22 protein-coding genes are annotated in these 24608 nt (G+C 50.9%); 9 read left to right on the forward strand and 13 right to left on the reverse strand.

The features are described 5' to 3' along the window. The first annotated feature begins 96 nt into the window (after positions 1-96). The 5 genes from Enr17x_RS04780 (at position 97) to Enr17x_RS04800 (ending at position 6338) form a co-directional block, all read left to right on the forward strand. On the forward strand, positions 97-345 hold the full coding sequence (locus Enr17x_RS04780; RefSeq protein ID WP_145306395.1) for a PF20097 family protein: 249 nt from the start codon (positions 97-99) through the stop codon (positions 343-345). A 686-nt stretch (positions 346-1031) separates the two neighbouring features. Continuing rightward, a complete protein-coding gene (gene metE / locus Enr17x_RS04785; RefSeq protein WP_145306397.1) occupies positions 1032-3350 on the forward strand; it encodes a 5-methyltetrahydropteroyltriglutamate--homocysteine S-methyltransferase in 2319 nt (772 codons plus the stop codon). A 135-nt stretch (positions 3351-3485) separates the two neighbouring features. After that, positions 3486-4505 carry an ABC transporter substrate-binding protein gene (locus Enr17x_RS04790; RefSeq protein WP_145306399.1) on the forward strand — a complete coding sequence of 340 codons (1020 nt, stop codon included), beginning with the start codon at positions 3486-3488 and terminating at the stop codon, positions 4503-4505. A 3-nt stretch (positions 4506-4508) separates the two neighbouring features. Further along, the gene (locus Enr17x_RS04795; RefSeq protein WP_145306401.1) at positions 4509-5546 is read left to right on the forward strand and encodes a FecCD family ABC transporter permease; all 1038 of its coding nucleotides are present in this window, start codon (positions 4509-4511) and stop codon (positions 5544-5546) included. Positions 5547-5561: 15 nt separating this feature from the next. After that, complete coding sequence (locus Enr17x_RS04800; protein WP_145306403.1) at positions 5562-6338, forward strand: ABC transporter ATP-binding protein; 777 nt, start codon at positions 5562-5564, stop codon at positions 6336-6338. A 19-nt stretch (positions 6339-6357) separates the two neighbouring features. On the opposite strand, the gene Enr17x_RS04805 is transcribed toward Enr17x_RS04800, so the two are convergent. Continuing rightward, on the reverse strand, positions 6358-6678 hold the full coding sequence (locus tag Enr17x_RS04805) for a Dabb family protein (RefSeq protein WP_145306405.1): 321 nt from the start codon (positions 6676-6678) through the stop codon (positions 6358-6360). A 320-nt stretch (positions 6679-6998) separates the two neighbouring features. Here Enr17x_RS04805 and Enr17x_RS04810 point away from each other — a divergent pair, with 320 nt between their 5' ends. Continuing rightward, on the forward strand, positions 6999-7943 hold the full coding sequence (locus Enr17x_RS04810) for a hypothetical protein (RefSeq protein WP_145306407.1): 945 nt from the start codon (positions 6999-7001) through the stop codon (positions 7941-7943). A 22-nt stretch (positions 7944-7965) separates the two neighbouring features. Here Enr17x_RS04810 and Enr17x_RS04815 read toward each other — a convergent pair whose 3' ends face one another. The 11 genes from Enr17x_RS04815 to Enr17x_RS04865 form a co-directional block, all read right to left on the reverse strand. Continuing rightward, a complete protein-coding gene (locus Enr17x_RS04815; protein ID WP_145306409.1) occupies positions 7966-8277 on the reverse strand; it encodes a hypothetical protein in 312 nt (103 codons plus the stop codon). Between the two features lie 89 nt (positions 8278-8366). Further along, on the reverse strand, positions 8367-9773 hold the full coding sequence (locus Enr17x_RS04820; RefSeq protein WP_145306411.1) for a DUF420 domain-containing protein: 1407 nt from the start codon (positions 9771-9773) through the stop codon (positions 8367-8369). A gap of 44 nt (positions 9774-9817) precedes the next feature. Further along, positions 9818-10678 (reverse strand): ABC transporter permease, encoded by an 861-nt coding sequence (locus Enr17x_RS04825; RefSeq protein WP_145306413.1) that lies wholly within the window; start codon positions 10676-10678, stop codon positions 9818-9820. Next, the gene (locus tag Enr17x_RS04830; protein ID WP_145306415.1) at positions 10675-11637 is read right to left on the reverse strand and encodes an ABC transporter ATP-binding protein; all 963 of its coding nucleotides are present in this window, start codon (positions 11635-11637) and stop codon (positions 10675-10677) included. The genes Enr17x_RS04825 and Enr17x_RS04830 overlap by 4 nt, the downstream gene beginning before the upstream one ends. Then, positions 11627-12037, reverse strand: a complete 411-nt coding sequence (locus Enr17x_RS04835) for a cytochrome C oxidase subunit IV family protein (RefSeq protein WP_145306417.1) — start codon at positions 12035-12037, stop codon at positions 11627-11629. The genes Enr17x_RS04830 and Enr17x_RS04835 overlap by 11 nt, the downstream gene beginning before the upstream one ends. Before the next feature lie 79 nt (positions 12038-12116). Beyond that, entirely contained in the window at positions 12117-13130 is a 1014-nt protein-coding gene (locus Enr17x_RS04840; RefSeq protein WP_232100950.1) for a cytochrome c oxidase subunit 3, read from the reverse strand. Between the two features lie 66 nt (positions 13131-13196). Continuing rightward, the gene (gene cyoE, locus Enr17x_RS04845) at positions 13197-14129 is read right to left on the reverse strand and encodes a heme o synthase (protein ID WP_145306419.1); all 933 of its coding nucleotides are present in this window, start codon (positions 14127-14129) and stop codon (positions 13197-13199) included. Positions 14130-14131: 2 nt separating this feature from the next. Further along, positions 14132-15118 (reverse strand): COX15/CtaA family protein, encoded by a 987-nt coding sequence (locus Enr17x_RS04850; RefSeq protein WP_145306421.1) that lies wholly within the window; start codon positions 15116-15118, stop codon positions 14132-14134. 28 nt (positions 15119-15146) lie between these two features. After that, positions 15147-16988 carry a cytochrome c oxidase subunit I gene (locus Enr17x_RS04855; RefSeq protein ID WP_145306423.1) on the reverse strand — a complete coding sequence of 614 codons (1842 nt, stop codon included), beginning with the start codon at positions 16986-16988 and terminating at the stop codon, positions 15147-15149. Next, entirely contained in the window at positions 16985-17821 is an 837-nt protein-coding gene (gene coxB / locus Enr17x_RS04860) for a cytochrome c oxidase subunit II (RefSeq protein ID WP_145306425.1), read from the reverse strand. The genes Enr17x_RS04855 and coxB overlap by 4 nt, the downstream gene beginning before the upstream one ends. 98 nt (positions 17822-17919) lie before the next feature. After that, positions 17920-19188 (reverse strand): c-type cytochrome, encoded by a 1269-nt coding sequence (locus tag Enr17x_RS04865; protein ID WP_232100951.1) that lies wholly within the window; start codon positions 19186-19188, stop codon positions 17920-17922. Between the two features lie 656 nt (positions 19189-19844). On the opposite strand from Enr17x_RS04865, the gene Enr17x_RS04870 reads away from it, so the two are divergent. Both Enr17x_RS04870 and Enr17x_RS04875 read left to right on the forward strand, forming a co-directional pair. Next, positions 19845-20852: a glutamate cyclase domain-containing protein gene (locus Enr17x_RS04870; RefSeq protein ID WP_145306429.1), complete on the forward strand. Its 1008-nt coding sequence runs from the start codon at positions 19845-19847 to the stop codon at positions 20850-20852. A 170-nt stretch (positions 20853-21022) separates the two neighbouring features. Further along, complete coding sequence (locus Enr17x_RS04875) at positions 21023-23419, forward strand: M1 family metallopeptidase (RefSeq protein ID WP_145306431.1); 2397 nt, start codon at positions 21023-21025, stop codon at positions 23417-23419. Positions 23420-23435: 16 nt separating this feature from the next. Here Enr17x_RS04875 and Enr17x_RS04880 read toward each other — a convergent pair whose 3' ends face one another. Then, positions 23436-23759, reverse strand: a complete 324-nt coding sequence (locus tag Enr17x_RS04880) for an antibiotic biosynthesis monooxygenase family protein (protein WP_145306433.1) — start codon at positions 23757-23759, stop codon at positions 23436-23438. Positions 23760-24283: 524 nt separating this feature from the next. Between Enr17x_RS04880 and Enr17x_RS04885 the strand changes: the two genes are divergently transcribed. Beyond that, on the forward strand, positions 24284-24517 hold the full coding sequence (locus tag Enr17x_RS04885) for a hypothetical protein (protein WP_145306435.1): 234 nt from the start codon (positions 24284-24286) through the stop codon (positions 24515-24517). The last annotated feature ends 91 nt before the right edge of the window (positions 24518-24608 follow it).

Below are 24608 nucleotides of genomic sequence, written 5' to 3' on the forward strand. Positions count from 1 at the left end.
CCTATCCGCAGCCCGGAAATTTGATGATCCAATGCTGCTCATCTTGCGTTAAATACAGATCGACCTTTCGGAAAACATGACTTTTTGGAGATTCTGATGAGTACGACCCCGCAATGCGCTGACTGTGGAAAAGATATGGAAAAAGGATTTGTCCCGGATAATACGTTCCTGGGGACCCTGCAAACGGGATGGCATCCAGGCGATCCCGAAGCGGAAAGCCGCACGTTGTTCGGGATGCAGTTGAAGAACCGGACCGAGACGATCCATGTGGATGAATCCGGAACAAGAAAGATCATGACATACCGCTGCCCCACATGTGGTCTGCTGCGGTCGTATGCAGAATGACCGGAACCTGTCTGCTGATATGTGTGTCATGATGTCAGGATTCTTCCTTGCATCGAATGACCGTTTTGGCTGATTTCAAGTTGACGAAACGGGAAGTGCGTGTTACTCTCGTTGCAATTGGAATTGAGAACGCTCCCTGATGGGTTTTTTCTTCCTGCACCCTTTTCGTTTTCACAGGAAAACAGGTATGACTCTTTATATGCAGCGCGTCCACTGGTGTGACCGACTGTATGTCTCGCCCGAATACAGACGGGTTGGAGTGGGAGACGCAGATGATTCTGAGTCTGACATGCCCCTGGTCTGAAACGGACACTCTTTTTGCGCGCATCGCGGTCTGAATGCGTCTGTCTCTGTGCGGAGAATGTAGCGTTTCTTTGTGCAGAGTTCAGGTCTGTTGCTTTCTTTGATCTGAAGAACGTTTCTACCTGCGCGCAGCCTGCATCTGGCGACTCTGTTTAACAGGAGTCGGACTGAATGCGGTGTCCTGTTTTGGACCATTAAACTCATCGACCCCACCATTGTTTTTTAATCACGGTTTGTGAACACAGTCTCGGTCTGCGCAGTGTGCGCCGGCAATTCAAAAATGTTGACAGACACGTTCCGGCTACCGGTGCGCAAATGGCAAACTGCCGGTCGTCATATTATTTCAAGAATGACTTTTTTTAAAGAATAAAAGGAGCCACTACATGGCTATTGCAACAAATCTAGGTTTCCCCCGTATTGGATCTCAGCGTGAACTGAAGCGGGCTGTCGAAAAATTCTGGTCCGGAAAAATTGACGAAGCGGAATTATCATCCGTTTGCCAGGAACTGCGTGCCGCTCACTGGAAGCAGCAGCAGGCAGCAGGAATCACGCAGATTCCGTCGAATGATTTTTCGCTCTACGATCAGGTGCTGGATACGGCGGCGCTGGTGGGAGCAGTTCCCAAACGTTTCGAATGGGCCGGAGGCAATGTAGATTTATCAACCTATTTTTCAATGGCACGGGGCGGAAAAGGGGGCAAGTCGGTGACTGCTTCAACTGCCGGCGTGGCCGCGCTGGAAATGACCAAGTGGTTCGACACGAACTACCACTATCTGGTCCCCGAATTCGAGGCACAACAGGAGTTTCAACTTTCTTCGATCAAACCCGTGGATGAATATTGCGAAGCGAAAGCCCTCGGGATTGAGACCCGTCCGGTCTTACTGGGGCCGGTTTCCTTTCTGCTGCTCGGCAAAACCTGGGAAGAACAGATTGATCCGTTGAGCTTACTGGACCGTCTGTTGCCCGTTTATTTTGACGTCTTGGCAAAGCTGGCGGCTGCGGGAGCGGCGTGGGTGCAGATTGATGAGCCTTGTCTGGTGCTCGATCTGACGGAAGCACAACAGGTCGCTTATCAACGCGCTTATAATGAGCTCGTGAACAATACCGGCGGGATGCAGATTTTGCTGGCGACCTATTTTGGATCGCTAAAGGAAAATTTGCAGACCGCTGTCTCATTGCCGGTGAATACGTTACACATCGATCTGGTGCGAGCGCCGGAACAGCTTGATGCGGTTTTGGATCTACTGCCCGAAGAGACGTCGCTTTCATTAGGTGTCGTCGATGGACGCAATATCTGGAAGAACGATTTTGAACAGTCGCTGGCTTTGATTGAAAAGGCAGTGAATCGAATTGGCGCGGATCGAATTCTGATCGGTCCTTCCTGTTCGTTGTTGCACAGTCCCGTGGACCTGGATAAGGAAACGGATCTGGATGCTGAGATCAAGCAGTGGTTGGCCTATGCGCAACAGAAGTTGCAGGAGATCGATGTTCTGACGCGGTGTGTGAATCAGGGTCGAGCAAATGTGGCCGACGAACTGGCAGAGAACCAGGCAGCGATGGAAGCACGTCGTTCTTCTCCGCGTGTGCATCGGGCGGAAGTTAAAAACCGTTGCGCGACTGTGACCGAATCGATGCGCCAACGCCAGCATTCCTATGTGGAACGGCATGAGGTACAGGCGGCAAGTTTGAAGCTGCCTTTGTTTCCGACCACCACCATCGGTTCGTTTCCACAGACGGATGAAATTCGCAAAGCACGCGCCGCTTATAAAAAAGGCGAAATTGCTGATGAGGCTTATGAAGAATTTTTAGAGAACTGTATTGCCGATGATATTCAATATCAGGAAGAAGTCGGACTGGATGTGCTGGTGCACGGCGAAGCCGAACGGAATGACATGGTTGAATATTTCGGTGAGCAACTGGAAGGTTTTATTGCGACTAAAAACGGCTGGGTACAAAGTTATGGTTCCCGATGTGTGAAACCGCCGATCATCTTTGGTGACATTCTTCGCAAGGGGCCGATGACAGTGAAATGGTCAAAGTACGCGCAGTCCTGCACAGAGAAACTAATGAAAGGGATGTTGACCGGGCCGGTGACGATTCTGCAATGGTCGTTCGTGCGAGACGATCAGCCACGCAGTGAAACGTGTCAGCAGATCGCACTGGCGATTCGCGATGAAGTTCTGGATCTCGAAGCGGCCGGAATCAGGATCATTCAGATTGATGAACCGGCGGTACGTGAAGGCCTGCCGCTGCGACATTCTGACTGGGCCGCTTATTTGAAGTGGTCCGTCGACTGTTTCCGGCTGGCATCAGCAGGTGTGAAAGATGAGACGCAGATTCATACTCACATGTGTTATTCCGAGTTCAATGATATCATCGAAGCGATTGCCGCCCTGGATGCGGATGTGATTTCGATTGAAACTTCGCGGAGTAATATGGAGCTACTGGAGGTGTTTGCCCGGTTCAAGTATCCGAATGAAATCGGGCCCGGCGTTTATGATATTCATTCGCCTCGCGTGCCGACGGTGGAGTGGATGGAACAGTTGCTGGAAAAAGCACTGGACGTTCTGGAGCCTCGCCAGTTGTGGGTGAATCCGGATTGCGGGCTCAAAACACGTAAGTGGGACGAGGTGAAGCCGTCATTAAAGAACATGGTGGATGCCGCAAAAGTACTGCGTAAGAAAGTGAAACCTGCAAACTGATTTCCAGTGTTATGGTTTTCTGGAGAATCATGTGATCAGCTCCGGAATGCACAAAAACGTTCATTCCGGGCTGATTTGATAATGAGGAATGCATGCCGCTTCCAATTTTCTTGAGGATTCGATACCAACAGATTAATGAATACCAATTCTTATAAATCGATTTTGATACTTCTGGCTCTGGTCGTGAGTTCCGGCTGTGGTTCCGGGGCGTCTGAAACGACATCCCGTTCCGATTCGCCTGCGACTGAGATCACGCAAGCGCAGAGTGTTGCGGAATTTCCGATCGTCATTAAAGATGACCGGGGACTGGAAGTCAGTGTTCCCCAAAAGCCGTTACGGATTGTTTCGTTGCTGCCGTCGCATACCGAAATTCTGTATGCTGTTGGCGCAGGGAAGCAAATGGTGGGGTGTACAACGTTCTGCAATTATCCAGCGGAAACCGAGCAGCTCGAAAAAGTGGCGCTATCGAATCCGGGCAGTGTGAGCCTGGAAACGCTGGTCGCCCTTAAGCCCGATCTGATCTTTCTGGGAGGCGATTACCAACGCCAGTTGGCAGAGCAACTTACGAAACTGAAGATTCCTGTCTTATCGTTTGAGTCACAATCGGTGGCAGACATCGAACGCTCGATTCGAGGCATCTCTCGTTCTACCGGGCATGCTCAATCAGGGGAAGAATTAATCGCGAAGATCAAAAACGAGATTGCCGCGATTCAAAAACGGATCAAGCCTTATCAGAAACAGGGGCCGCCGCGGGTGTTTTATCAGGTGTGGGATCAACCGTTGATGACTGTGGGCCCCGCTTCTTTTATTGGTGAGTTGATCGACATGATTGGGGCAGAGAATGTATTTGAGGATGTGAAAATTGCGTATCCCCAGGTCAGCGAGGAGACGTTGATCGTGCGCAATCCAGATGTGATTCTGATGCCGCAAACCAAAAAAGCGGAGGCTCCTGATTTGGCAGAGACGATTTCCCGCTTGCGAGAACGGCCAGGATGGAAGCAAATGAGTGCGGTAAAGAATCAGCGAATCTATCTGATTGAGGATGATCTCATTTCCCGGCCGGGGCCACGTGTGGTGCTGGGACTACAAAAAATGGCTCAGGCGTTGTACCCTGAAGCATATCAGGCACACTCATCTTCAGAGCGGACTCAATAGTTCATGCAACCCCGGCAACGTATTCTGGTCTGGCGAATGATCCCGCTGGCGGGTTTCCTGCTGTCGGCGCTTGTGGTGGGAATTCATCTGGGAGCGGTTGAGCTTTCCCTGGCCCAGATCTGGCAAGGACTCGGAAACTCATCCGATGCGTCGCACGTTGACACGATCCTCTGGCAGATTCGGTTGCCGCGCCTCCTGCTGGCGGCCTGTGTTGGCGGAGGGCTGGCAGTTGCGGGAGCCGCGTTCCAAGGCGTCTTTCGCAATCCACTGGCTGATCCGTTTGTGATTGGTGCCTCGAGTGGTGCGGCGCTGGGTGCGACATTGGCACTGTTGTGGATGGCGGGCAGTATTACTGTCATCACAGCGACCTGGCAGATTCCGTGGTTGATCCTATCTGCTTTTGCTGGTGCGATTCTGGTTGTCTGCGCGGTGTTTGTGATTGCGGCGCTGAGCAACATCGGTCGCAACGCACCGCTATTAACGCTCATTCTGGCGGGAATGGCACTCAGCAGCTTTACTGGAGCACTGGTGTCGCTGATCATGTTTTTGAATCACGAAATGCTGACGGCGATTTTCAGTTGGTTGTTGGGAAGTTTCTCGGGGCGACACTGGAATGAGATCGTGATGGCAGGGCCAGTCATTCTGGGCAGTGGAATCGTGCTGTGGCTGATGTCGCGTCCGTTAGATTTACTTTCATTCGGCGATGAGACTGCGATGACGCTGGGGCTGTCGATCGGCAAATTTCGCATGCTCATTTTGATTGCCGCCACCATGTGTACGGCGGCGTGCGTAGCGGTTTCCGGCGTGATCGGATTTCTGGGATTGATGGCGCCGCATATGACACGCATCATGCTCGGCCCGCGGCATGGTTTGCTGATTCCCGGCAGTTGCCTGCTGGGTGCGACGTTGATGGTCGTCGCGGATACGCTGGCACGAACGATCATTGCACCGGCGGAAATTCCCGTGGGCATTGTGACGGCGTTGATGGGCTGCCCGTTTTTTCTGTTCCTGTTAATCAGTCGCGGACAACAAACCAAATGAGCAAAGGCAACCGGCATGAATCAGCTTGAACTCAATCAGGTTTCCTGTGGTTACGCAGACCGAGAGGTGTTGAAACAGATTTCCCTGTGTGTGGAACCGGGCAAGGTGCTTGTCTTACTGGGGCCCAATGGCTCGGGGAAAACAACCCTGTTGCGCGCCCTGTTTAATCTGGTGGATGTGAAAGAAGGGCAAGCCTTGATTGAAGGGCAGGAAATCAGCCGGCTCTCCCGAAAAGAGCTTGCCCGGAAACTCGCGCTCTCACCGCAGATGGAATTGCCACAATGGCCGATGACGGTGGAAGAAACGGTTCAACTGGGTCGGAGTTCACACCGAGGCTGGATGCAGCCTTTCCAGTCCGACGATGCGGCGCATGTCGAACAGGCGCTCCAGCAGACAGGACTGATTGAATTGCAGCAACGAAAAATCACCGAGATCTCCGGTGGAGAGTGGCGGCGAACGTTAATTGCCCGGGCCCTGGCACAACAGACGAACATACTTTGTCTGGATGAACCTACGACTGGACTGGATTTGAAATACCAGGTCGAAATCCTGTCCTTGATTCGCGACCTGGCACATGAGCGGGATCTGACCGTGATGCTGACGATTCATGACTTGAATCTGGCCAGTTGCTTTGCCGATCAGTTTGTGTTGCTCCATCAGGGGCGCATCGAGGCGATGGGAACCGGGGAAGAAGTTCTGACCGAGGCGCGGCTGACGGAGGTCTATCAGACCAAAGTCAAAGTGGTGCCGCACCCGGAATACCAGACGCCGTTGATTGTACCCGTCCTCTGACGGATTCATATCGTTTTGGTTAGCTGCGAACGTAGCTGTCAAAGACGCGAACCTTGGCCCACTTCTCTTTGTTTTCTGCAATGAAGGTGAGGTGATCGTCGACGACTTGATACTTGTCGTGCGATTCTTTGCTGTCAAAGACGACATTCAAGGCGACGTGAAATTCCTGATCATTCACTTCCCGTTGAAATTCGGGGGCACGCATACCGGCGGAAAAGTAGACCACGCCCGGATGATCTTTCAGATATTTGTGGCAGGCCTCTACCATTGCTTCGCTGGCAGCGGGAGACTCATCTTTGAGGGTGAAATAAACCATGTGTGCCAGTTGCGTGTCGGCCATCGTCGGTTCCTTTTGTGTGTTCTAATGGTGTTAAGTTGTAAATATATATTGATTTATGAGAATGGGATGCGGCAAGACTGCCAGATTCCATTTACCTATCTTCTCAAAAAATGGTTCCAATGTCACTGGAACCGGGGGCGAATGAATTTCGTAAATTGTGAAATTTAAAATAAAGAGACTTTAACGATTATGCCGATAAATGAGAAAGGTGGGTTCTTCGTTTCGGTTCATCCAACAGAACCAGTGTTTCCGATTGTGGGAAACAGAGACGAAATCAAGGAGTGCCATTCAGCACACTTAGCAAAAAAAGGAGTTTTTCGATGTCCCCCTGGATTCGAAATTTTATTGTTATTGCCTCAATTGTTACATTATTTTCCGGTACTGGAGAAGAAGCGGAAGCACACATCTTCGGCGGCCGTCTTTTTGGGCGCTTGAGATCACGTTGCTGTTATCCACAGCACAGTCGTTGTGGGCATCGATGCCGCAAGCTGGCACGCCGTTATTTCCGTCGCTGTGCTCCAGTGACGTCTTGCTGCCCGGGAGTTTGTACTCCACCACCTCCTCGGATCTGCTACCAGGATGTAATTTGCACGGAGTATCGTATGATTCCCCAGACTCGAAACGTGCCTGTGACCACCTATAAGCAGGTCACCGTGGATGAAGGGTGCTGGCAGCGTGTCTGGGTTCCTAAGATGGTTACCAAACAGATTCCCCAGACTTGCTATCGACGTGAAACTACGTATGTGCGACAACCATATCAGGTTCGTAAGCGAGTTCCAGTAATGAGTTCTCCCTCGACCTGTACCGACTGTATGAATGGAACGCCTTCTATGCTCAGTCCCTCGATTGTTCCTTCGACACCGACTCCGGTTCCTTCGACAGTCCCCACGCCTACTCCGATGTCGTCGACGTCATTAGATATGGGCGCATATCCAACATTGGCACCGACTGTGGGAGCTTATCCAACTGTGCCTGCGTATCCAACTGTGGCAGCCCAGCCGGCTGTATCCTGGGGCGGAACAACTTCAGGGCCTGCTCTGGCAAGTTCGGGACCGGCCTTTTCAACAAGTCCGACATTACTTCAGGTTCCGGAGCTTCAGTCAAATTCAGAATGGCAGACGATTCCTTCGCAGAATTCGTACTTGAAAACACAGTCTGCGTATGATGATTCTGCTTCACGAACTGCAAACGCAAAAGGAGCATTTGTGCCAGCACCGTCGGCTGCGACTGTCTGGAATACGCCTCGCCGACAAAGACTCAACTAAGTTCATGAGCGTGGTGTGAAAATCACTCATTCGAACCGGAGTCTGCATCAGATGAATGCGGGTTCCGGTTTTTTTCTTGCTCGAGCAGTGCCTGCTGCTCACGTCGGTTCATCTTGTAGAACGCCACACCAAAACCGGAAAAGAGCAGGGCGGGCATGGTGAGCATAAAGGCGATGCTATACATGTACGCGCGCGGTTTCTTATCGTCGGTTTCATTTAACTGTTTACACATCGGGCAGGCTGCAGCCTGACTGATGGCCGCGGGGCTGGAAAACAGGCCGAGCAACGCGGTAGCTAGTAAACAGGAACGAATTAATGAATGTCGCTTGAACATGAGTGAAATCACTTTTAAAACAATAATGGTCTGACAAGATCTACAGTATCAAAAAAATGAGCCGATGCCAACGGAATTATGTACACTTTTCAGGCGGTGCCACCGGGCAAGTGGTATAGCATGAAGTAGATCACCACACCTGTAATCGATACATACAGCCAGATCGGGAAGGTGATTTTGGCGATCCGGCGATGGGCTTCCCACTGCTGTTTGAGTCCGCGTCGGATCGTTACCCAGGCCAGCACCGGGACTGCTGCGGCAAGCACGACGTGTGTGATCAGAATGAAATAGTAAATCGGTCTGATCAGGCCTTCGCCTTCAAATTTGCGTGACGCATTTCCGGTGTAGCTTTGCAGGGCAAAGTGATACAGCAGATAGAACCCCAGGAAGAGAATTGAAGTTCCGAAGGCGGTCAACATGGTTTTTTTATGCTTCTCTTTTTCCCCTTTGCGAATGAACCAGTAACCCAGCATCAGCAGAATCGTCGCCAGTGAATTCAAGACAGCGTTGAGGGCGGGGAGCTGCATCACCCAGTCAGGCGCCGCGGTTTTGACTTCTGCGGGTTCTTGAACCGTTTCTTCCGCAACCATAACTTCTTCTTCCACAGCTGGAGATTTAGTATCTGCTTGTGCGAAGAATGTCGATGTCAGTGACTTTGAGATCATGGGAAATAAGAGCGGACTCAGCGAAACCATGCCGGCTTTCGGGGGCGCAACTGGTTTGGGAGGCTCGTCTGGTTTAACTTCCTTCGTCTCTGTTTTCTGCTCTTCCGGTTTGTCGTCCTCGATTAGTTTGCGAACTGCTTTTCGCAGTGCCGCCAGTTCTTCGTCATTGACGGCGTTATATTTTCCGAGGACACGTCCGTTTTTATCAACCAGCATGACGTTGGTGGTGTGGATGACTTCGAATCCGGGCTTGCGGGCCGGGCCTGTGTTTTCCTGAACGGGCATCAGAAAACTTTTCTCAATCAAGTGGAAGATGTCTTTCTGATCTCCGGTCAGAAACAGCCATTTTTCCGGGTCGGCTCCGACGGACTCTGCATATTGGGTTAAGACTTCGGGCGTGTCGTTTTTCGGGTCGACGGTAATTGTGACCAGCCTGAAGTCCAGGTCTTTCAGATCTTTCTGCAATTGGTAAAACTGGCCCGACACACGCGGGCAGGGACCAGCACAACGGGTAAATACAAAGCAGGCGACCCACGGTTTTCCAAGCAGGTCTTTTTTCGAGACTGTCTTACCACTACGTTCGGTGAGCGAGAAATCCTCGATGCCCTCTTCCGGCCAGATCGGAGCTTTGGATTTGACTTCGATAGTGCCATCTTCTGGTTCGTCTTCTTTCGCTTCCGTAGCGGCTGCTTTTTCAGCTTCGATTTTTTCTACAGCCAGATCACGTTGCTTTTTTAGATTCCAGGTGGCAAAGGCACTGATAGCGACCAGCACCCAGAGTAGCACGATGATAAACCGGGGAATGCGTCGGATTGGTTTAGGTTCGTTCATACTGAAAGATCTTTATTGAGTTCTAAGTCTTCGAAGTTACGATACTAACGGGCGTTTCGCGTGGCCCGTTGTTGGGTCATCCAGATGGCAATGGCTACATAAATTATACACACGAGTGTCGTGACGGTCAGGCAGACAATCATCGAAGGATTGCCGGGGGCACTCGGCAGCCCTGGTCCCGATGTCAGAATGCGGCGCAGGCCTGTGACGCCGTAGGTTAACGGGTTGGCTCGAATGATCCAGGAAAGCCAGCCGGAGTCTCCAGCGGGAAAAAAAGAGCCGGAAAGCAACCACATCGGCATCAAAAACACTGACATGATCGCATGAAAACCTTGCGTCGATTCCATCGGCCAGGCAATTAGATAGCCGAGGGCCGTCAGGCTGAAGCCGAGCAGAAACAGAAACAGGATCAGCGGTACCAGGCCGGCCAGCGTGATACCCGTTTCAAAGTCGGGCGCTAGTCCGACAATATTTAACAGGGGACCGAGAAAAATAAACAGGACAGCTTGTAAAACAGCAAGGATGGTTCCACCGAGCAGTTTTCCGAGCACGATTGAGGTACGGGGAACGGGTGAGACCAGAACCCCTTGCAGGAAACCTTCTTTCCGATCTTCGATGATCGAGATCGTCGAGAAGATTGCCGTGAACATTAAAATCATGACGGCCACGCCGGGAAAGAAATATTCCTGGTATGTCATGCCGGCGGTGGCCCATGCGGGGGCTTTAAAGGAACCGCGCAAGCCGGCCCCGAACAGAATCCAGAACAGAATCGGCTGGATCATTGCCCCGATCACGCGGGTGCGTTGCCGGACAAACCGCACGACTTCGCGCTGAGCGAGTGTCAATATCGGAAGCAAAAACAATTTGGTGGTTCCAGCAGGCGGAAGCGAAGCGGGGTGGTTCATACTAATTCCTCCGCTTGCCAGAATTGATGTCCGGTTTCATGGATAAAGACATCTTCGAGCGTCGGCTTTCCGAGGGAGACGGATGTGACGAGTTCGGGAAAGGCGTCGATCAGATCTTTGAGGAGTTCGTGTCCGCGAGGATGTTCGAGCCGCAGGCTGTGATTGACGGTTTGCGGAGTGACGCCGAATTTAGCTGAGATCTGTTGGCTCAACTGTTCGAGGTCATCCGAGTGAATCGTGAGGCAATCGCCGCCGACTGAGGCCCGTAATTCATCGGGCGTTCCGAGTGCCACCAGTTCACCCTGATGCAGAATTCCCAATCGGTCACAGTGTTCTGCTTCTTCCATTAAGTGGGTTGTGATGAGAATGGTTACACTCTCTTCGTGCTGCAGCTGTTTCAGATATTTCCAGAGATCATGACGTGCGCCAGGATCGAGGCCGGTACTCGGTTCGTCGAGCAGCAGGACCTGCGGCGAATGCAACAGACCTTTGGCGATTTCCACGCGACGTTTCAAACCGCCGGACAGTGATTCTGCCAGATCGTGTTTGCGGTCAGTCAGTCCCAGATGTTGCAGCGCCGATTGAATGCGTTCTCGCATCAATGCTCCGGAAATGCCGTAGAGGTGAGCCTGATGTTTCAGGTTTTCCTGCACCGTTAATTTGCCGTCCAGACTGGGAGATTGAAAGGTCACACCGATCAACGTGCGGATCTGTCGTGCATGTGTCGCGAGATCCAGTTCGGCAATCGAGGCGGAACCGGACTGGATTGGCAGGAGTGTTGAGAGTAGACGGAACAGGGTTGTTTTTCCGCCGCCGTTCGGTCCCAGTAGGCCAAAGATTTCCGAGGAACGGACTTCAAAGCTGAGTTGATTCAGAGCCAGCCGTTCCCCGTATCGGTGGGAGATTTCGTTGACACGGATTTGGGAAGCCGTTTCCTGAATTTGTGAATTATTGGGCATGACTGTTTTCGGCGTTTTTGGCAGAGTCACTTTCGGAACTCGCCTGTTGTGCCTGTTTCAGATAATCGATTTGTGGTGATTCATTTGTGTAATAATGAATGCCGATATCGGGTGTCATCGCGATGGTCAGGCCCATCGCCAGAATGATGGTCGGGCTGAGCAGGACGTATTTCCATTTGCCTTCAAACTTGAGGTGCATGAAATAAATCATAACGAACAGCGCCTTGGCACAGGCGATGGCCAGCACGATCAACGCCACTAAAACGACGCCGTTTAATCCGATGAAATTTTTCTCTTTTAAATCAATAACATCAAACACGATCGACAGAGCCGTACAGATACAGAGGGCAAAGAAGATCGTCGAGTATTTGACGTACGAGTGAGCTGGTGATTCAGACATCGTGTAATAACTCTCAAAAAGATCAACGGGCAGATTGACGCGTAGGTGTTTTCTGCGAACTCATATGATTTCAACTCGTTCAAATAATGTAAATCAGTGGGAACAGGAAGATCCAGACCAGGTCCACAAAGTGCCAATACAGGCCGATGTTTTCGACATAGTCATTCCATTTCTCACAAAGTCGTTTTCCCTGGACCAATACAATCAGGAACAGAATCATGCCAATGACGACATGCAGTGCATGAAATCCGGTCAGCAGGAAGTAAACGGAAGCGAACAGGTTTCCGTAGATAATCGGTTGCAAGTGATGCACGGGGGCGAGGAAGGCACCGTATTCCGGATTTTTCTTGAGTGTCTCGAGTTCCTGATTCATCTCGGGCAGTGTGATCGATTCATCGAGGGCCTGCTTATTTAATTCCCGGTATTTGTTATCGAGGGCAAAGAACGCGGTGAGTTCTTTTTTTCGAGCTGCGGAAGTGTCTGGCGAGTCCAGTTCTGTCCGCAGTTGTTGTTGGAGTTCTTCGACGGGCGTTTCGAGCGCTTCCGTTTTTTCGTCGGCGACTCCAGACAATTCGACTGTTTCTTCGGGATTCGCAGGCTCTGCTTTTTCCGGTAGTTTGGAGTTGGCCAGTGCGATCGTGCGGTTATCAACGACCTGTTTCATTTCCCGCATCGATTTATCAATAGCCATTTGCGGCGTTTCGGGAATGTGACCGGGCAGTATATCGTATTCAAATTTGCCCGAATATTCGTAGGCCTTGATGCCGAGAAAGACACAGGCCAGCAGTAAAACCAGAAACAGATAGCGGCGAGCTTTGGCAAAGTCTTCCGCTTTCATGCCTTCCAGTGCGACGACAACAAAGTAACTGGAGAGAATCAGGACGAAGGTATTCAGTCCGCCTGCCCAGACATGGATGTGCGTAATTTCGGCATCGGTGGGCCAGCCGGGAGAACCAGCGCGGAGCACGATGTAAGCGCCAATGAAGGCAGAGAAGAACATGATTTCTGTTGCCAGAAACAGCCACATGCCTAACTTGGAATGTGGTATGGGAAGCCCCATGCGATATTGTGGTGAATTACTTTCGTGACTCATTGGTATCTTTCACTTCACAGTTGCGCAACCAGCGGTTGGTCTCTGAAACGGTCTCTTGTGGAACAATCAGTTAAAAAGTTGTAATCGATCCCAGGTCAGTGTTAACAGCATAATGGGGAGATAAACCAGTGAAAACCAGATTAACTCCCGGGCTGTTTTCCGGGATTCATCAATTAAAAATCGAATCGAAAAGATCAGATAGCCAACTCCGAGTACAAACGCGACGGCGGAATACAGTGTACCCGCGAGGGAGACATACTGCGGAAGCAGGCTGACAGGAATCAGCAGTGTGGCATAGATCACGCACATCCAGCCGACCGTGCCGCGTGCTGGTTCAGCCGCGGGTAACATTTTCAGGCCGGCCTGGTGGTACTGATGACGATAGAGCCAGGCGATCGCCAGAAAGTGCGGGAACTGCCAGAAGAACATAATCGCGAAGATGGTGAAGGACGATGTATTTAAGGTTCCGCCGGCAGCCGTCCAGCCCAGAATCGGAGGCATGGCACCGGGAATCGCACCGATGGTGGTGCAGAGTGAGGTAAAGCGTTTGAGAGGTGTATAGACCAGAACGTACAAGACAAGCGTCATCATTGATAAGAAGGCGGTGAGCAAATTCACCATGATGGCGAGATAGAAGATACCGAAGAGGGCAGCAGCGATCCCGAAGATGAGCACCTCAGAGAGTGAGATTCTGCCGGAGGGAAGTGGCCGATTCGCGGTCCGCGTCATCAAAGCATCGCTTTTGATTTCCAGCAACTGGTTCAGGGAATTGCAACCGACGGCAACACAGCCAATGCCAAGCAACGCATGAATCAAAGGCAGCAATGACCAGGAGTGTGCGCTGGCCAGGGTGTATCCCAGTGCAACCGAGACCAAAGCCATCGTTGAGATTCGTGGTTTGATCAATTCAATGTAATCAGAAAACCGGGCCAGACTGATGGGTTTGGCGGCAGCTTTCGATTCTTCAACGGCGATATAGGACTGTTGTGTAGTCGACATTTTCAAGCGTTACCTTCAGAATTCGGTAAGGAATCAGTAGCAGAGAGAGTTTGCTCCGACTGTGCATTAATGTATTTATTGAGCCAACTTAGACGAAAGACCCGGATGGAGTATAGGGTCGCGGTCATCAGGAACAGGATCCCGGTAATCAGGTGTGCGGTTCGGAAAATCGATTGTTCCCAGGAACCGGCTGTTGCGACAAAGCCGGCAGCGGGCAAGCCGTATTTAGTAATCCAGGCACCAAATCCGAGCAGGATCTGGAAGATGCTGATATGCAGCATGCCCATGGCAGGACGTTTGAGCCATTTGATTTCCGACTTGCGGGCACTGCGAAATTCGATGATCACAAAGATCAGCACGACAAACGCAAAGCTCATGTGGGGGTGGAGGCCTTTCTGGAAGTGTCTGAGGAAGCCGCCGAGGAAGTATTGAAACAGCACCACCAGGGGGACGTAAATCGCCAGACGCAATCCATATCCATAAGGGAGACCACGTGGGCCGACGGGGAGTTCCGGTGGATCGTTGCCAATTTCAATCCAGCGTTTGCCGGTAACCATGGCAAGAAACGCCATCAGTGTAAAGACGCAAGCACCGAACAGCCCGTGCGCCATCGCCAGGGCCTTGCTGTTTTCCGTGACGCGTGTGCCTCCCAGAATTCCTTGAATGATCACACAAACCAGAACCGCGATGCAGACACTTTTAATCCACTTTTTCTGTTCGACTTTGAAGGCGACGATCACCAGTGCGATTGATAAAAAACCGACCAGCATGCCCAGCAGTCGATGACCGTGCTCATAGAATTTATCAGCAGCACGATCAAGCCAGGAGTAGGTCAGCATGTTTTGCCCGTCGGACGTTGGCCAGTCGGGAAACGCCATGCCGTAACCTTCGGTGGTGACGTGGCCACCTACAATCATCAGCGGCAGTGTGGCGATCGCGGTCGCCAGTGCGAGTTTAAAGAGCCACGGATGGTATTGTTGCTGGTTCATATGATTAACTTAATTCCGTTGTCGCGGATTAACGGGAAGTTTCCTGTTCGTTGTCTGTATCGTTGTTTTCGTCTGTTTCAGCTGGTTTGGGAGGCTCGCATTCCTGTTCGGTCTGCATCAGGAAGTCGTGATCCCCGTTCTGGACGGCGTATTCGTTCGGGCCGTGGAAGACGACGGGAAGTACATCAAAGTTGCCATGCGGTGGTGGCGAAGGTGCGGTCCACTCCAGGGTTGTCGCGTTCCAGGGGTTGCGGCCTGCTTTGGGGCCCCAGAACATACTGTAGAAAATGTTAATGAAGAGCAGAATTTGTGCCGCGCCCATGACAATCGCAGAGATTGTCATGAACTGATTCATTGGCAGGAGATGCTCCAGGTAGCCGTGCAGATAGGGGTCGGCATAGCGGCGGGGCATGCCTTGCATTCCAAGAAAATGCATTGGGAAAAACGTTCCATTGGCACCGATGAAGGTCAGCACGAAATGCGTTTTGCCGAGCTTTTCATTCATCATCCGGCCGAACATTTTGGGGAACCAGAACTGGATGGCGGCGAAGACACCAAACAGGGTGGCACCGAACAGCACGTAATGGAAGTGAGCGACGATGAAATAGGTATCGTGAAAATAGACATCGACCGGGACGGCAGCCATGAAGATTCCGCTGAGTCCGCCGACGATGAACATCGACAAAAAGCCGATGCAGTTCAAAGTGACTGTGTTAAATTGAACTTTTCCACCCCAGATCGTGGCGGTCCAGTTGAAGGTTTTGACGGCCGAGGGAAGGGCGATCATCATGGTGGCGACCATGAAGGCCATGCCGACGGCGGGGTTCATGCCGCTTGTATACATGTGGTGGCCCCAGACGATGAATCCGAGGCTGGCGATGGCCGACATCGAAATCACCATCGGCTTATAACCGAACAGTGGTTTACGGCACATGCAGCTGAGCATATCAGAGACCATGCCCATCACAGGGAGCAGCATGATGTAAACAGCCGGGTGTGAATAGAACCAGAACAGGTGCTGCCATAGCAGGGCCTGCCCACCGCCGACAGTGGGGGCGGCGTTATTGATAACCAGACCGGACGGATAAAAGAAGCAGGTTCCCAGCAGGCGGTCGGTAACCTGCATGAATCCACCAGCGGTCAGAACAGGCAAAGCGAAGGCCTGCAGGATGGCTGTGATGAACAACCCCCAGATCGTCATCGGCATACGGAAGAAGGTCATGCCGGGGGCACGCATGTTGATGATGGTCGTCATGTAATTGATCGAACCCATCATAGAGGAGAATCCAACGAAGGTGACGCCCAATAGCCAGAATGTTTGTGCGGTTCCGGAACCGGGGGCAGCCTGGGCCAGATCAGCCAGAATTGGATAAGAGGTCCAACCGGCGGCGGGGCCACCGGCAAAAGTGAAGCTCAAGCCGAAGCAGGCAATCGCGGGCCACATGAACCAGTAGCTCAACATATTGAGCTTGGGAAACGCCATATCGTCGGCACCGATCATCAGCGGAATCAGGAAGTTGCCGAACGTTCCTGCCAGAATCGGAATGATCACGAGAAAGATCATCACGGTGGCATGCATCGTGAAGAGCATGGTGTAGAATTCGGGAGAAATCTGTCCCCCTTCGGCGGCGAACAACCAGGGACCGACAATCGGCATCGATTCCCAGGGGAACGCCAGTTGCCAGCGGACGGCCAATGCCAATGCGCCACCGACAATCATCATCAGTAGTGTCGTAAACAGAAACTGAATCGCGATGATTTTGTGGTCGGTAGAAAAGATATATTTCGTGATGAAGTTACCGGGAGCGTGATGCGCCTGTGGTTTCAGGATTGGCTGCAGTCCAGTGGGTGATGGATTCAATACACTCATTTCTCAGTCGCCTCGCTCTCCGAGTCATTCTCCGTGGCGGCAATTTTTCCAAGTCCGTCATAGAATTGTTGCTCGGTGAGAGTTTTCAGATAGTTCTGATACTCGTCTTCAGGTTGCACAATGACATGGGCTTTCATCTTATAGTGTCCCCAGCCACACAGCTCTGCACAGACCAGATCATAGGTGCCGGGCTTGTTGGCTTCGAACCAGACCGGGATCTGTAAACCGGGCAGGGCATCCTGTTTGATTCTTAATGCGGGCAGAAAAAACGAGTGCTGCACGTCGTCGCTGCGGAGCTGAATCATCACCGGTTTGCCGAAGGGAACGTGCAGTTCATTCACGGAATGCAGGTCGTCGGGCTGGGGCTTTTGCTGAAGTTTTTTGCCGATGGCAGGGTAACGGAAACGCCATTCAAACTGCCGTGCAGTCACTTCGGCAATCGGGTCTTTCACAGCGACTTCCGGATAGTATTTTTTGATACGAAAGTCGGCCCAGATATTCATCTGATAAATGGCCAGAAACAGCAGAATGATTCCGGGGATGATCGACCAGACCAGTTCCAGTTTATGGTTGCCGTGGACACAGTCGGCCCGTTCTTCACGATTATTGGCGCCACGCCACAGGGCATATACGATTGCGGCCTGAGTGCCGACAAACACGATGGCGGTAATGACCAGGATTAAATAAAACAACCCGTCAATGCGAATGCCCAGGTTACTGGCGGCTTGTGCATTATCATAGGGGAAAGACCAGCCGATCCAGGGAGCCATCGCGCAAGACACGACGGCCGCGATTGGCCAGAACAGAAAAAATAAACACCATCCTTTACCCACTACAGGTCTCCCGTTCGGTCTTCATGTTGAGGATACAATTGGTTGTCAAAGTCATTTTAAAATCAGTTATTCAGTCAGCGCGATTGATCTGTCAGGAATCAGCGGTTTCCATCGTAGGGCAGGCTCATGACATAGTTGACCAGATCCCATAATTCTTCATCCGATAAAGAACCACCAAAGGCGGGCATTGGTGTGCCTTTGATGCCTGCAGCCAGACGGCGGTATGTATCGATTGGTCTGCGGCCGCCCCGGTAAATGCCGCGGTGCAGATCTCGTGGTGGAAGCTGATTTCCCCAGATATCGTGCAGACCACGATTTTTGTATTTCTCGTTCGTTGCGGGGTTGGTCCAGAAATCCTGGGTAGCCGTTCCATTGCCGCGACCCTGCGGACCGTGGCAGGAAGCACATTTCGTTTTTTGACTGAGATAGAGTATGCGTCCGCGCTCGCGGGATTCCAGCGTATCCGGAACCCGGGGCGTTTTCGGAATGACCAGTGCCGCTTCTTCGTTTGCTTCTTCCCAGGCTTCTGACACGCTCTCGGTTGCAAATTCCAATGTATCAGGAAAATCGAGTTCCATAAATTCTTTTAACTCTTCCAGGACCTCTTCACGTGTCTCGCCACCCTCTTCACTGGTGCGTTCGTCGTACACTTCTTGGGAATAATCGAGAAACAGCTCGTCGTCGAGCTTCTTTTCTGTTTCGCCGCGGATGGAAAGCCAGATCACGTAGTTGACAATCGCGGAGACTTCATCTTCCGTCAGCAGTTTGAAAGAGGGCATGTATGTGCCGGCGATGCCTTCTTTGACGGTTCGTTCCAGATCTGCCTCCTGGGCTTTGCTGGTAGACTTGGTCGACGTGTATTTGTAAATGCCCAGTCGGAAGTCACGGGGCGGGGGATTCAGATAGCGTGATGTGGGGCCGGTGCCTTCGCCACTCATCCCGTGGCAGTGCATGCAGTGCCGGTTATATAAATCGCGGCCAAACTGCAACCGGACACACTCAACCAGAAAGGTATCGCCTGGTTGAGGATCGATTTCCTCTGATTTTTCAACGGCAATCATGCCGGTCTCAAAATTGTATTCTTTAATCCGTGAAAAATGTCCCTGTCCTTTGCCGGACGTCCATTCGAGAGGCAGTCCCTGTAATTTGTCGTAAGCGTCTGACAGGCCGGTGACTTGAAAACGGATCAAAGGCTGGTCGGCTCCGCTCGGTTCAACGGTTTTGACCGTTCCCTCAATATCGCCGAAGTTGGTTGGCAGGCCTTCAAACTGCGTGAGCGCAAACGGATTTCCGAACTGCTTCACCAATGCTTCTTTGACGGGCTTGGCGGCTTCCGGAATGAGCTCGTTGGTCTTTTTAGAGAACACGAACTCGACTTGCGGCTGTTCGCAACCCGGGAAGCTGATCAGCGGAAAGAGGAGCAACAAGATTAGACGACTGAACCCAAATCTCACAGAAGTGAATCCTCACTTTTTATTTATGACAGAAAACCGGTTTCTTTCTGATGGAAACAGTTCCATCCCCGTGTATGCCGGGATACCACAGAACCACAGGTACTTACTGATCCCCACAGCCTGCAGGCGATCCTGGTACGCCAACAATTTTCACTTTGTAAAGAAAAATACTGAGACTGAGCTGTTCAAATCCGCAATAATTTTCTGACAGGTTTGCTTGCGCGGGGTGGGAGGCATTACTGCCTGATTACTTAAGTAATTCTGGCAATGCCCAGACGTTCTGACAACCAGCGTTTCCCTTAAGAGAACCTTTTCTCACAAGCAGGAAGGTCAATATGGTGATGGTCCCAATCGCGGGAATCGCACACGGAATATGGTATTTTCTTTGTCCCCTTTTTTCAATCGGTACAGCCTGTTGTTTCCTTATGAACCCGAGTAAACTGGCTAAACAGGCCGTTCCGCTATGAATTTTTGATTTGATGGTGGCCTGGCTTTGACTTCTCGTCAGGCATTTGATCTTTCAATCGATCCCCCGTGTTCCGCACGTCTGTGCAAGTGAATGGGCTTGAATGGACAACTCAGAGATAGACATCATTCGTGAATTTGATCGCCTGATTCGTCGCGATCCAGGTAAACGGGGGCTGATTGACTCAGAAGTTCAGTTCGGGCCTCTCTGTCAGGATCATTTACTGAATGCCACCCGGGCATTGGTACAAAACTCTTCACAAGTCGTGATTACAACAGGTTTTTACGTTCCTTCAGCTGACATTCCCGCGGCAGAAACCGATGGCCCGCCAGGGGCTGTTTTACTGGCGCTGGTTTTGGAAGCCTGTGGAATCAATACATCAGTTGTTACCGATGAGTTGTGTGCACCCGTCGTGTCTGCTGCTGTGGACGCCTATTCTTATCCCAAGTCGCAGTTAAACGTGCTGCAGACCGATGAGGAAAATTGGGTGGAGTTATTTTTTGGTCGACAAAATGTCAGCCATTTAATTTCGGTCGAACGTGTCGGGCCAAGTCATACGCCGGACACCTGGGCCGGTCAGCAGAAGGCTCCCGGCACCGAGCAAGGCGATTTTCATACGAAGGTCCCTCAGGACCATTTTGACTGTTGTCATAATATGCGAGGCGAAATCATCGATGCATTCACGGCTCCCTTGCATCAATTATTTGAGCGATTGCCAGATTTTTTTCCGGAAGCGCAGACAATTGGCGTGGGGGATGGGGGCAATGAAATCGGAATGGGGGCGATTTCCTGGGAAGAACTGGACCGCCGGATTGCCTCCGATCATTCGGGATTGATTCCCTGCCGGATCGCAACTGACTGGAATATTGTCGCAGGAACCAGCAACTGGGGGGCATCGGCGCTGGCGGCAGCGGTTGCTCTTCAGAAAAAAGAAACGGGGATTCTGTTCGAGTGGCAGAGAGACGAACAGCAAACTGTTCTGGAAGCGATGGTCAGCCAGGCCAACGCCGTCGACGGAGTGACGAAACAGCGGGAGCCGACCGTTGATGGGCTTCCTTTTCTGACTTATATGCAGCCCTGGGAGGGAATCCTCCAGATTCTGGCCCGCTAAATGCGGTTTCCTGGCGTAAGACATCAGGAGGAAAGTCGATCTGGCGAGGGGAAATCACTTGCAATGTACGGTATGAAACCGGTTAGAATGGGCCTGTGATGATGATATTGGTTTCTCTGCTCGCATTTCCTGACGCGTGATTATAAAGAAAACGGACCGTGATGAACTTCATGAAAACGAATTGCCGGACCCTTGTTCAAGGGACTCCTTTTACCAGTTTGCTGTGTTGGGTACTGTTGCTGACATCGGGATCTCTCGTGTATGGCCAGGCTGTGAGCAACGGGAAATTCAAGCAGGAAGATAAATTCCGGCAGTTAGACGAAGTACTGCCAACGCCGAACGGATTTCGAAATGCCTCTGGTGCGCCGGGAGAAAAATACTGGCAGCAGCAGGCCGACTATGAAATTGATGTCGAGCTGGATGACAAGCTGCAGAAAATTATCGGCTCGGAGAAAATTACCTATACCAACCGCTCCCCCGATACTTTGAGCTATCTCTGGCTGCAGCTGGACACCAATATTCTCTCATTTGATTCGGACGCGCATCTGACCGGCACCAGTTCGCCGCTGGGTAAAGTCGGATATAAATCGATGAAGCAGTTACTCGCGAAAGAATCCTTTGATGGCAGTATGAAAATCGAAGCGGTTCGCGATGCGAAAGGGGAACCGCTGCCTTACGCCGTGATCAAAACAATGATGCGGATTGATCTGCCACGTCCCTTAGCCAGTGGAGAAAGTACTCAGTTTTCGGTTAGCTGGAGTTATCTGATTAATGACTCTCAAAGCAGGCCCGCACGCACCGGCTATGAATACTTCAAAAAGGACAAAAACTTTCTGTATGAAATCGCCCACTGGTTTCCGCGAATGGTGGCGTATACCGATAACACGGGCTGGCAGCATAAACAGTTTCTGGGACGCGGTGAGTTCACGCTTGAGTTCGGAAATTATCTGGTGCGGATTACAGTGCCCGACGATCACATCGTGGCAGCGACAGGACTGTTGCAGAATCCGGAAAAGGTGCTGACGGCAGAACAGCAGAAGCGGCTGAAGCAGGCTGAGATGGCGAAAAAACCGATGTTTATTATCACGCCGGAAGAAGCCAAAAAGAATGAATCGTCAAAACCGACAGGCAAAAAGACGTGGGAGTTCAAAGCCGAGAATGTCCGTGACTTTGCGTTTGCCAGTTCGCGTAAATTTATCTGGGATGCACAAGGCCATCAACTGAAGGGAAAGAAGGACCCGGTGATGGCGATGTCGTTTTATCCCAATGAGGGTGAGCCGCTCTGGAGTAAATATTCGACGCATGCCATCATTCATACGCTGAATGTATTTTCGAAATACACGTTTCCCTATCCGTATCCGGTGGCAATTTCCGTCAATGGCCCGGTAGGGGGAATGGAATATCCGATGATCTGTTTCAACGGTCCCCGGCCGGAGAAGGATGGAACCTATTCGAAACGGACCAAGTATGGCTTAATTTCGGTCATCATTCACGAAGTAGGGCACAATTACTTTCCCATGATTGTGAACAGTGACGAACGGCAGTGGACCTGGATGGATGAAGGAATTACCACATTTCTGCAGTTTCTGACCGAGCAGGAGTGGGAGCCTGATTATCCCTCACGTCGCGGCGAGCCCCGCAATATGGTCAACTATATGAAAAGCGGCTATCAGGTTCCCATCATGACTAATTCTGAGTCGATTTTGCAGTTTGGGAATAATGCTTACGGCAAGCCGGCGACGGCCTTGAATGTGCTTCGTGAAACGGTGTTGGGGCGGGAACTGTTCGATTATGCGTTCAAGGAATATACGCGGCGATGGATGTTTAAACGCCCGACGCCGGCTGACTTTTTCCGCACGATGGAAGACGCTTCCGGCGTAGACCTGGACTGGTTCTGGCGTGGCTGGTTCTATACGACCGACCATACTGATATTGCGGTCGAGAATGTTCGGCAGTACCTGCTGGAAACCGGTGACCCTTACGTCGATAAAGTGCGGCGGAAAAAGAAACGCGATGAAGAACCGGAGTCACTCTCCAAGATTCGCAACAAAAAACTTCCCAAGCGAACCGATCAGTTCCCGGAATTGAAAGATTTCTATAATGAATACGACGATCTGGATGTGACTGACGCCGATCGAAAAAAATTCGAAGCGCATCTCAAGCAGTTAGATGCAGATGAAAAGAAACTGCTGGAGACGCAACACTATTTTTATCTGGTCGATTTGAAAAATTATGGCGGACTGGTGATGCCGGTGATTTTGAAGCTGACGTTTGATGATGACACGACGCAGATGCTGCGGATCCCGGCAGAAATCTGGCGTTTGAATAATCAGAGTGTGTCCAAATTGATTTTAACGGAAAAACCTCTCAAGAGCCTGACGCTTGATCCGCATCGGGAAACCGCCGATACGCAGCTTTCCAACAATGAGTTTCCACGGACAATTGGCAAATCTTTTTTCCAATTGGAAAAATCGAAAAAGTCAAAGAACGAAATGCAGAAACAGCAAAAGGAAAAAGGAAAGAGCAAGGCATCAGAGGGCGAAGAGAAGCAGCAGGACAAAAAGTAGTTCTGGTTTCGTGAACTCAGTCTTGGGGAAAGTGAGAGACGGATTCAATTTTGGCGATTTCGATGGTGAAATCCCGGTACCATTTCTGCTTCCCAAGTCGTTGTGCTTCCTGATGTTCCGGGTTTTCTTTCCAGCCTCGGATTGAGGGCAAATCTTGCCAGTACGAGATGGTAATGCCTTTTCCCTCTGGTGAACGAACGGACTCCATTCTAATAAAACCCGGCTGTTGCTGGGCCAGTTCCTGCATTCGGGCTGCCATTTCTGTGTAACCTTGCTGTGTATCGGTCTGGGTTGATGTGAAAATGACCGCATAACAGGGCGTTTTACGTGTTTCTTGCATGGCGGGAGTCTAGCTTTTCGATCGAGGGGGAAGTGGTCAAGTTTGATTGAAGGCCGTTTCTGGAAGATGGGCTCACCGATTTTTAGGCTTGCTACAAATTCTGGTTTCATAAATAATTTACCTAAGACGCAAACTCGATTCGATTGTATTTTTCATAAGGGAGGAAGCTCACGTGACGGGGTATACGGTCCACACAGGTTCGACAGAAGATTTCTCGAAGGGATGGGACCAAATCTTTGGTGACAAGGCCGTCAAGAAAGAGAAAAAAAAGAAGAAAACCAAGAAAAAAACAACCGCTAAAAAGGATTCGAAAAAGAAAAAGAAATGATGATGCATTTCGCTTCTTTTCCGACAGAGTCAGTTGAAAAATTGAACCGTGAGGCGAATCACGGATTTTTGGAATTCGTTGATTTGTCTGGTAATTTTTGCACAGGGCAGTGCTAATGCTTTAAGCCTGGAAGACCGATAAATACATTCGTGCTTTTCCTGCTTATTGTATTCTATCACAGGACATGGAGGTAACGATGTCAGAAGAAAACGAAGAGCAATTCGAAGAAATCACCAGTGAAGAAGTTGACCGTGTTGTCGCACAACTGGAAACATTAATCGAATCTACAGACAGCGAAAATATTCGTTCTTATCTGGAAGAAGCGATGAACGAGATTTACTATCTCGTTTATGAAGAAGAAGAAGAAGAACTTGATTCCGAAGTGGAAGCCTGCGGCGAAGAAGACGAAGATCTCTCAGAAGCTGCCTGATTCCGTTTGACGATTCAATGATTGCTGCGCAAACCAGCAAAACGTAAGGCCACTTCCTATTGTTCACAGGAAGTGGCCTTTTTTCGTTCTT

Origin of the sequence: Gimesia fumaroli, assembly GCF_007754425.1 — a bacterium.
Lineage (GTDB): Bacteria > Planctomycetota > Planctomycetia > Planctomycetales > Planctomycetaceae > Gimesia > Gimesia fumaroli.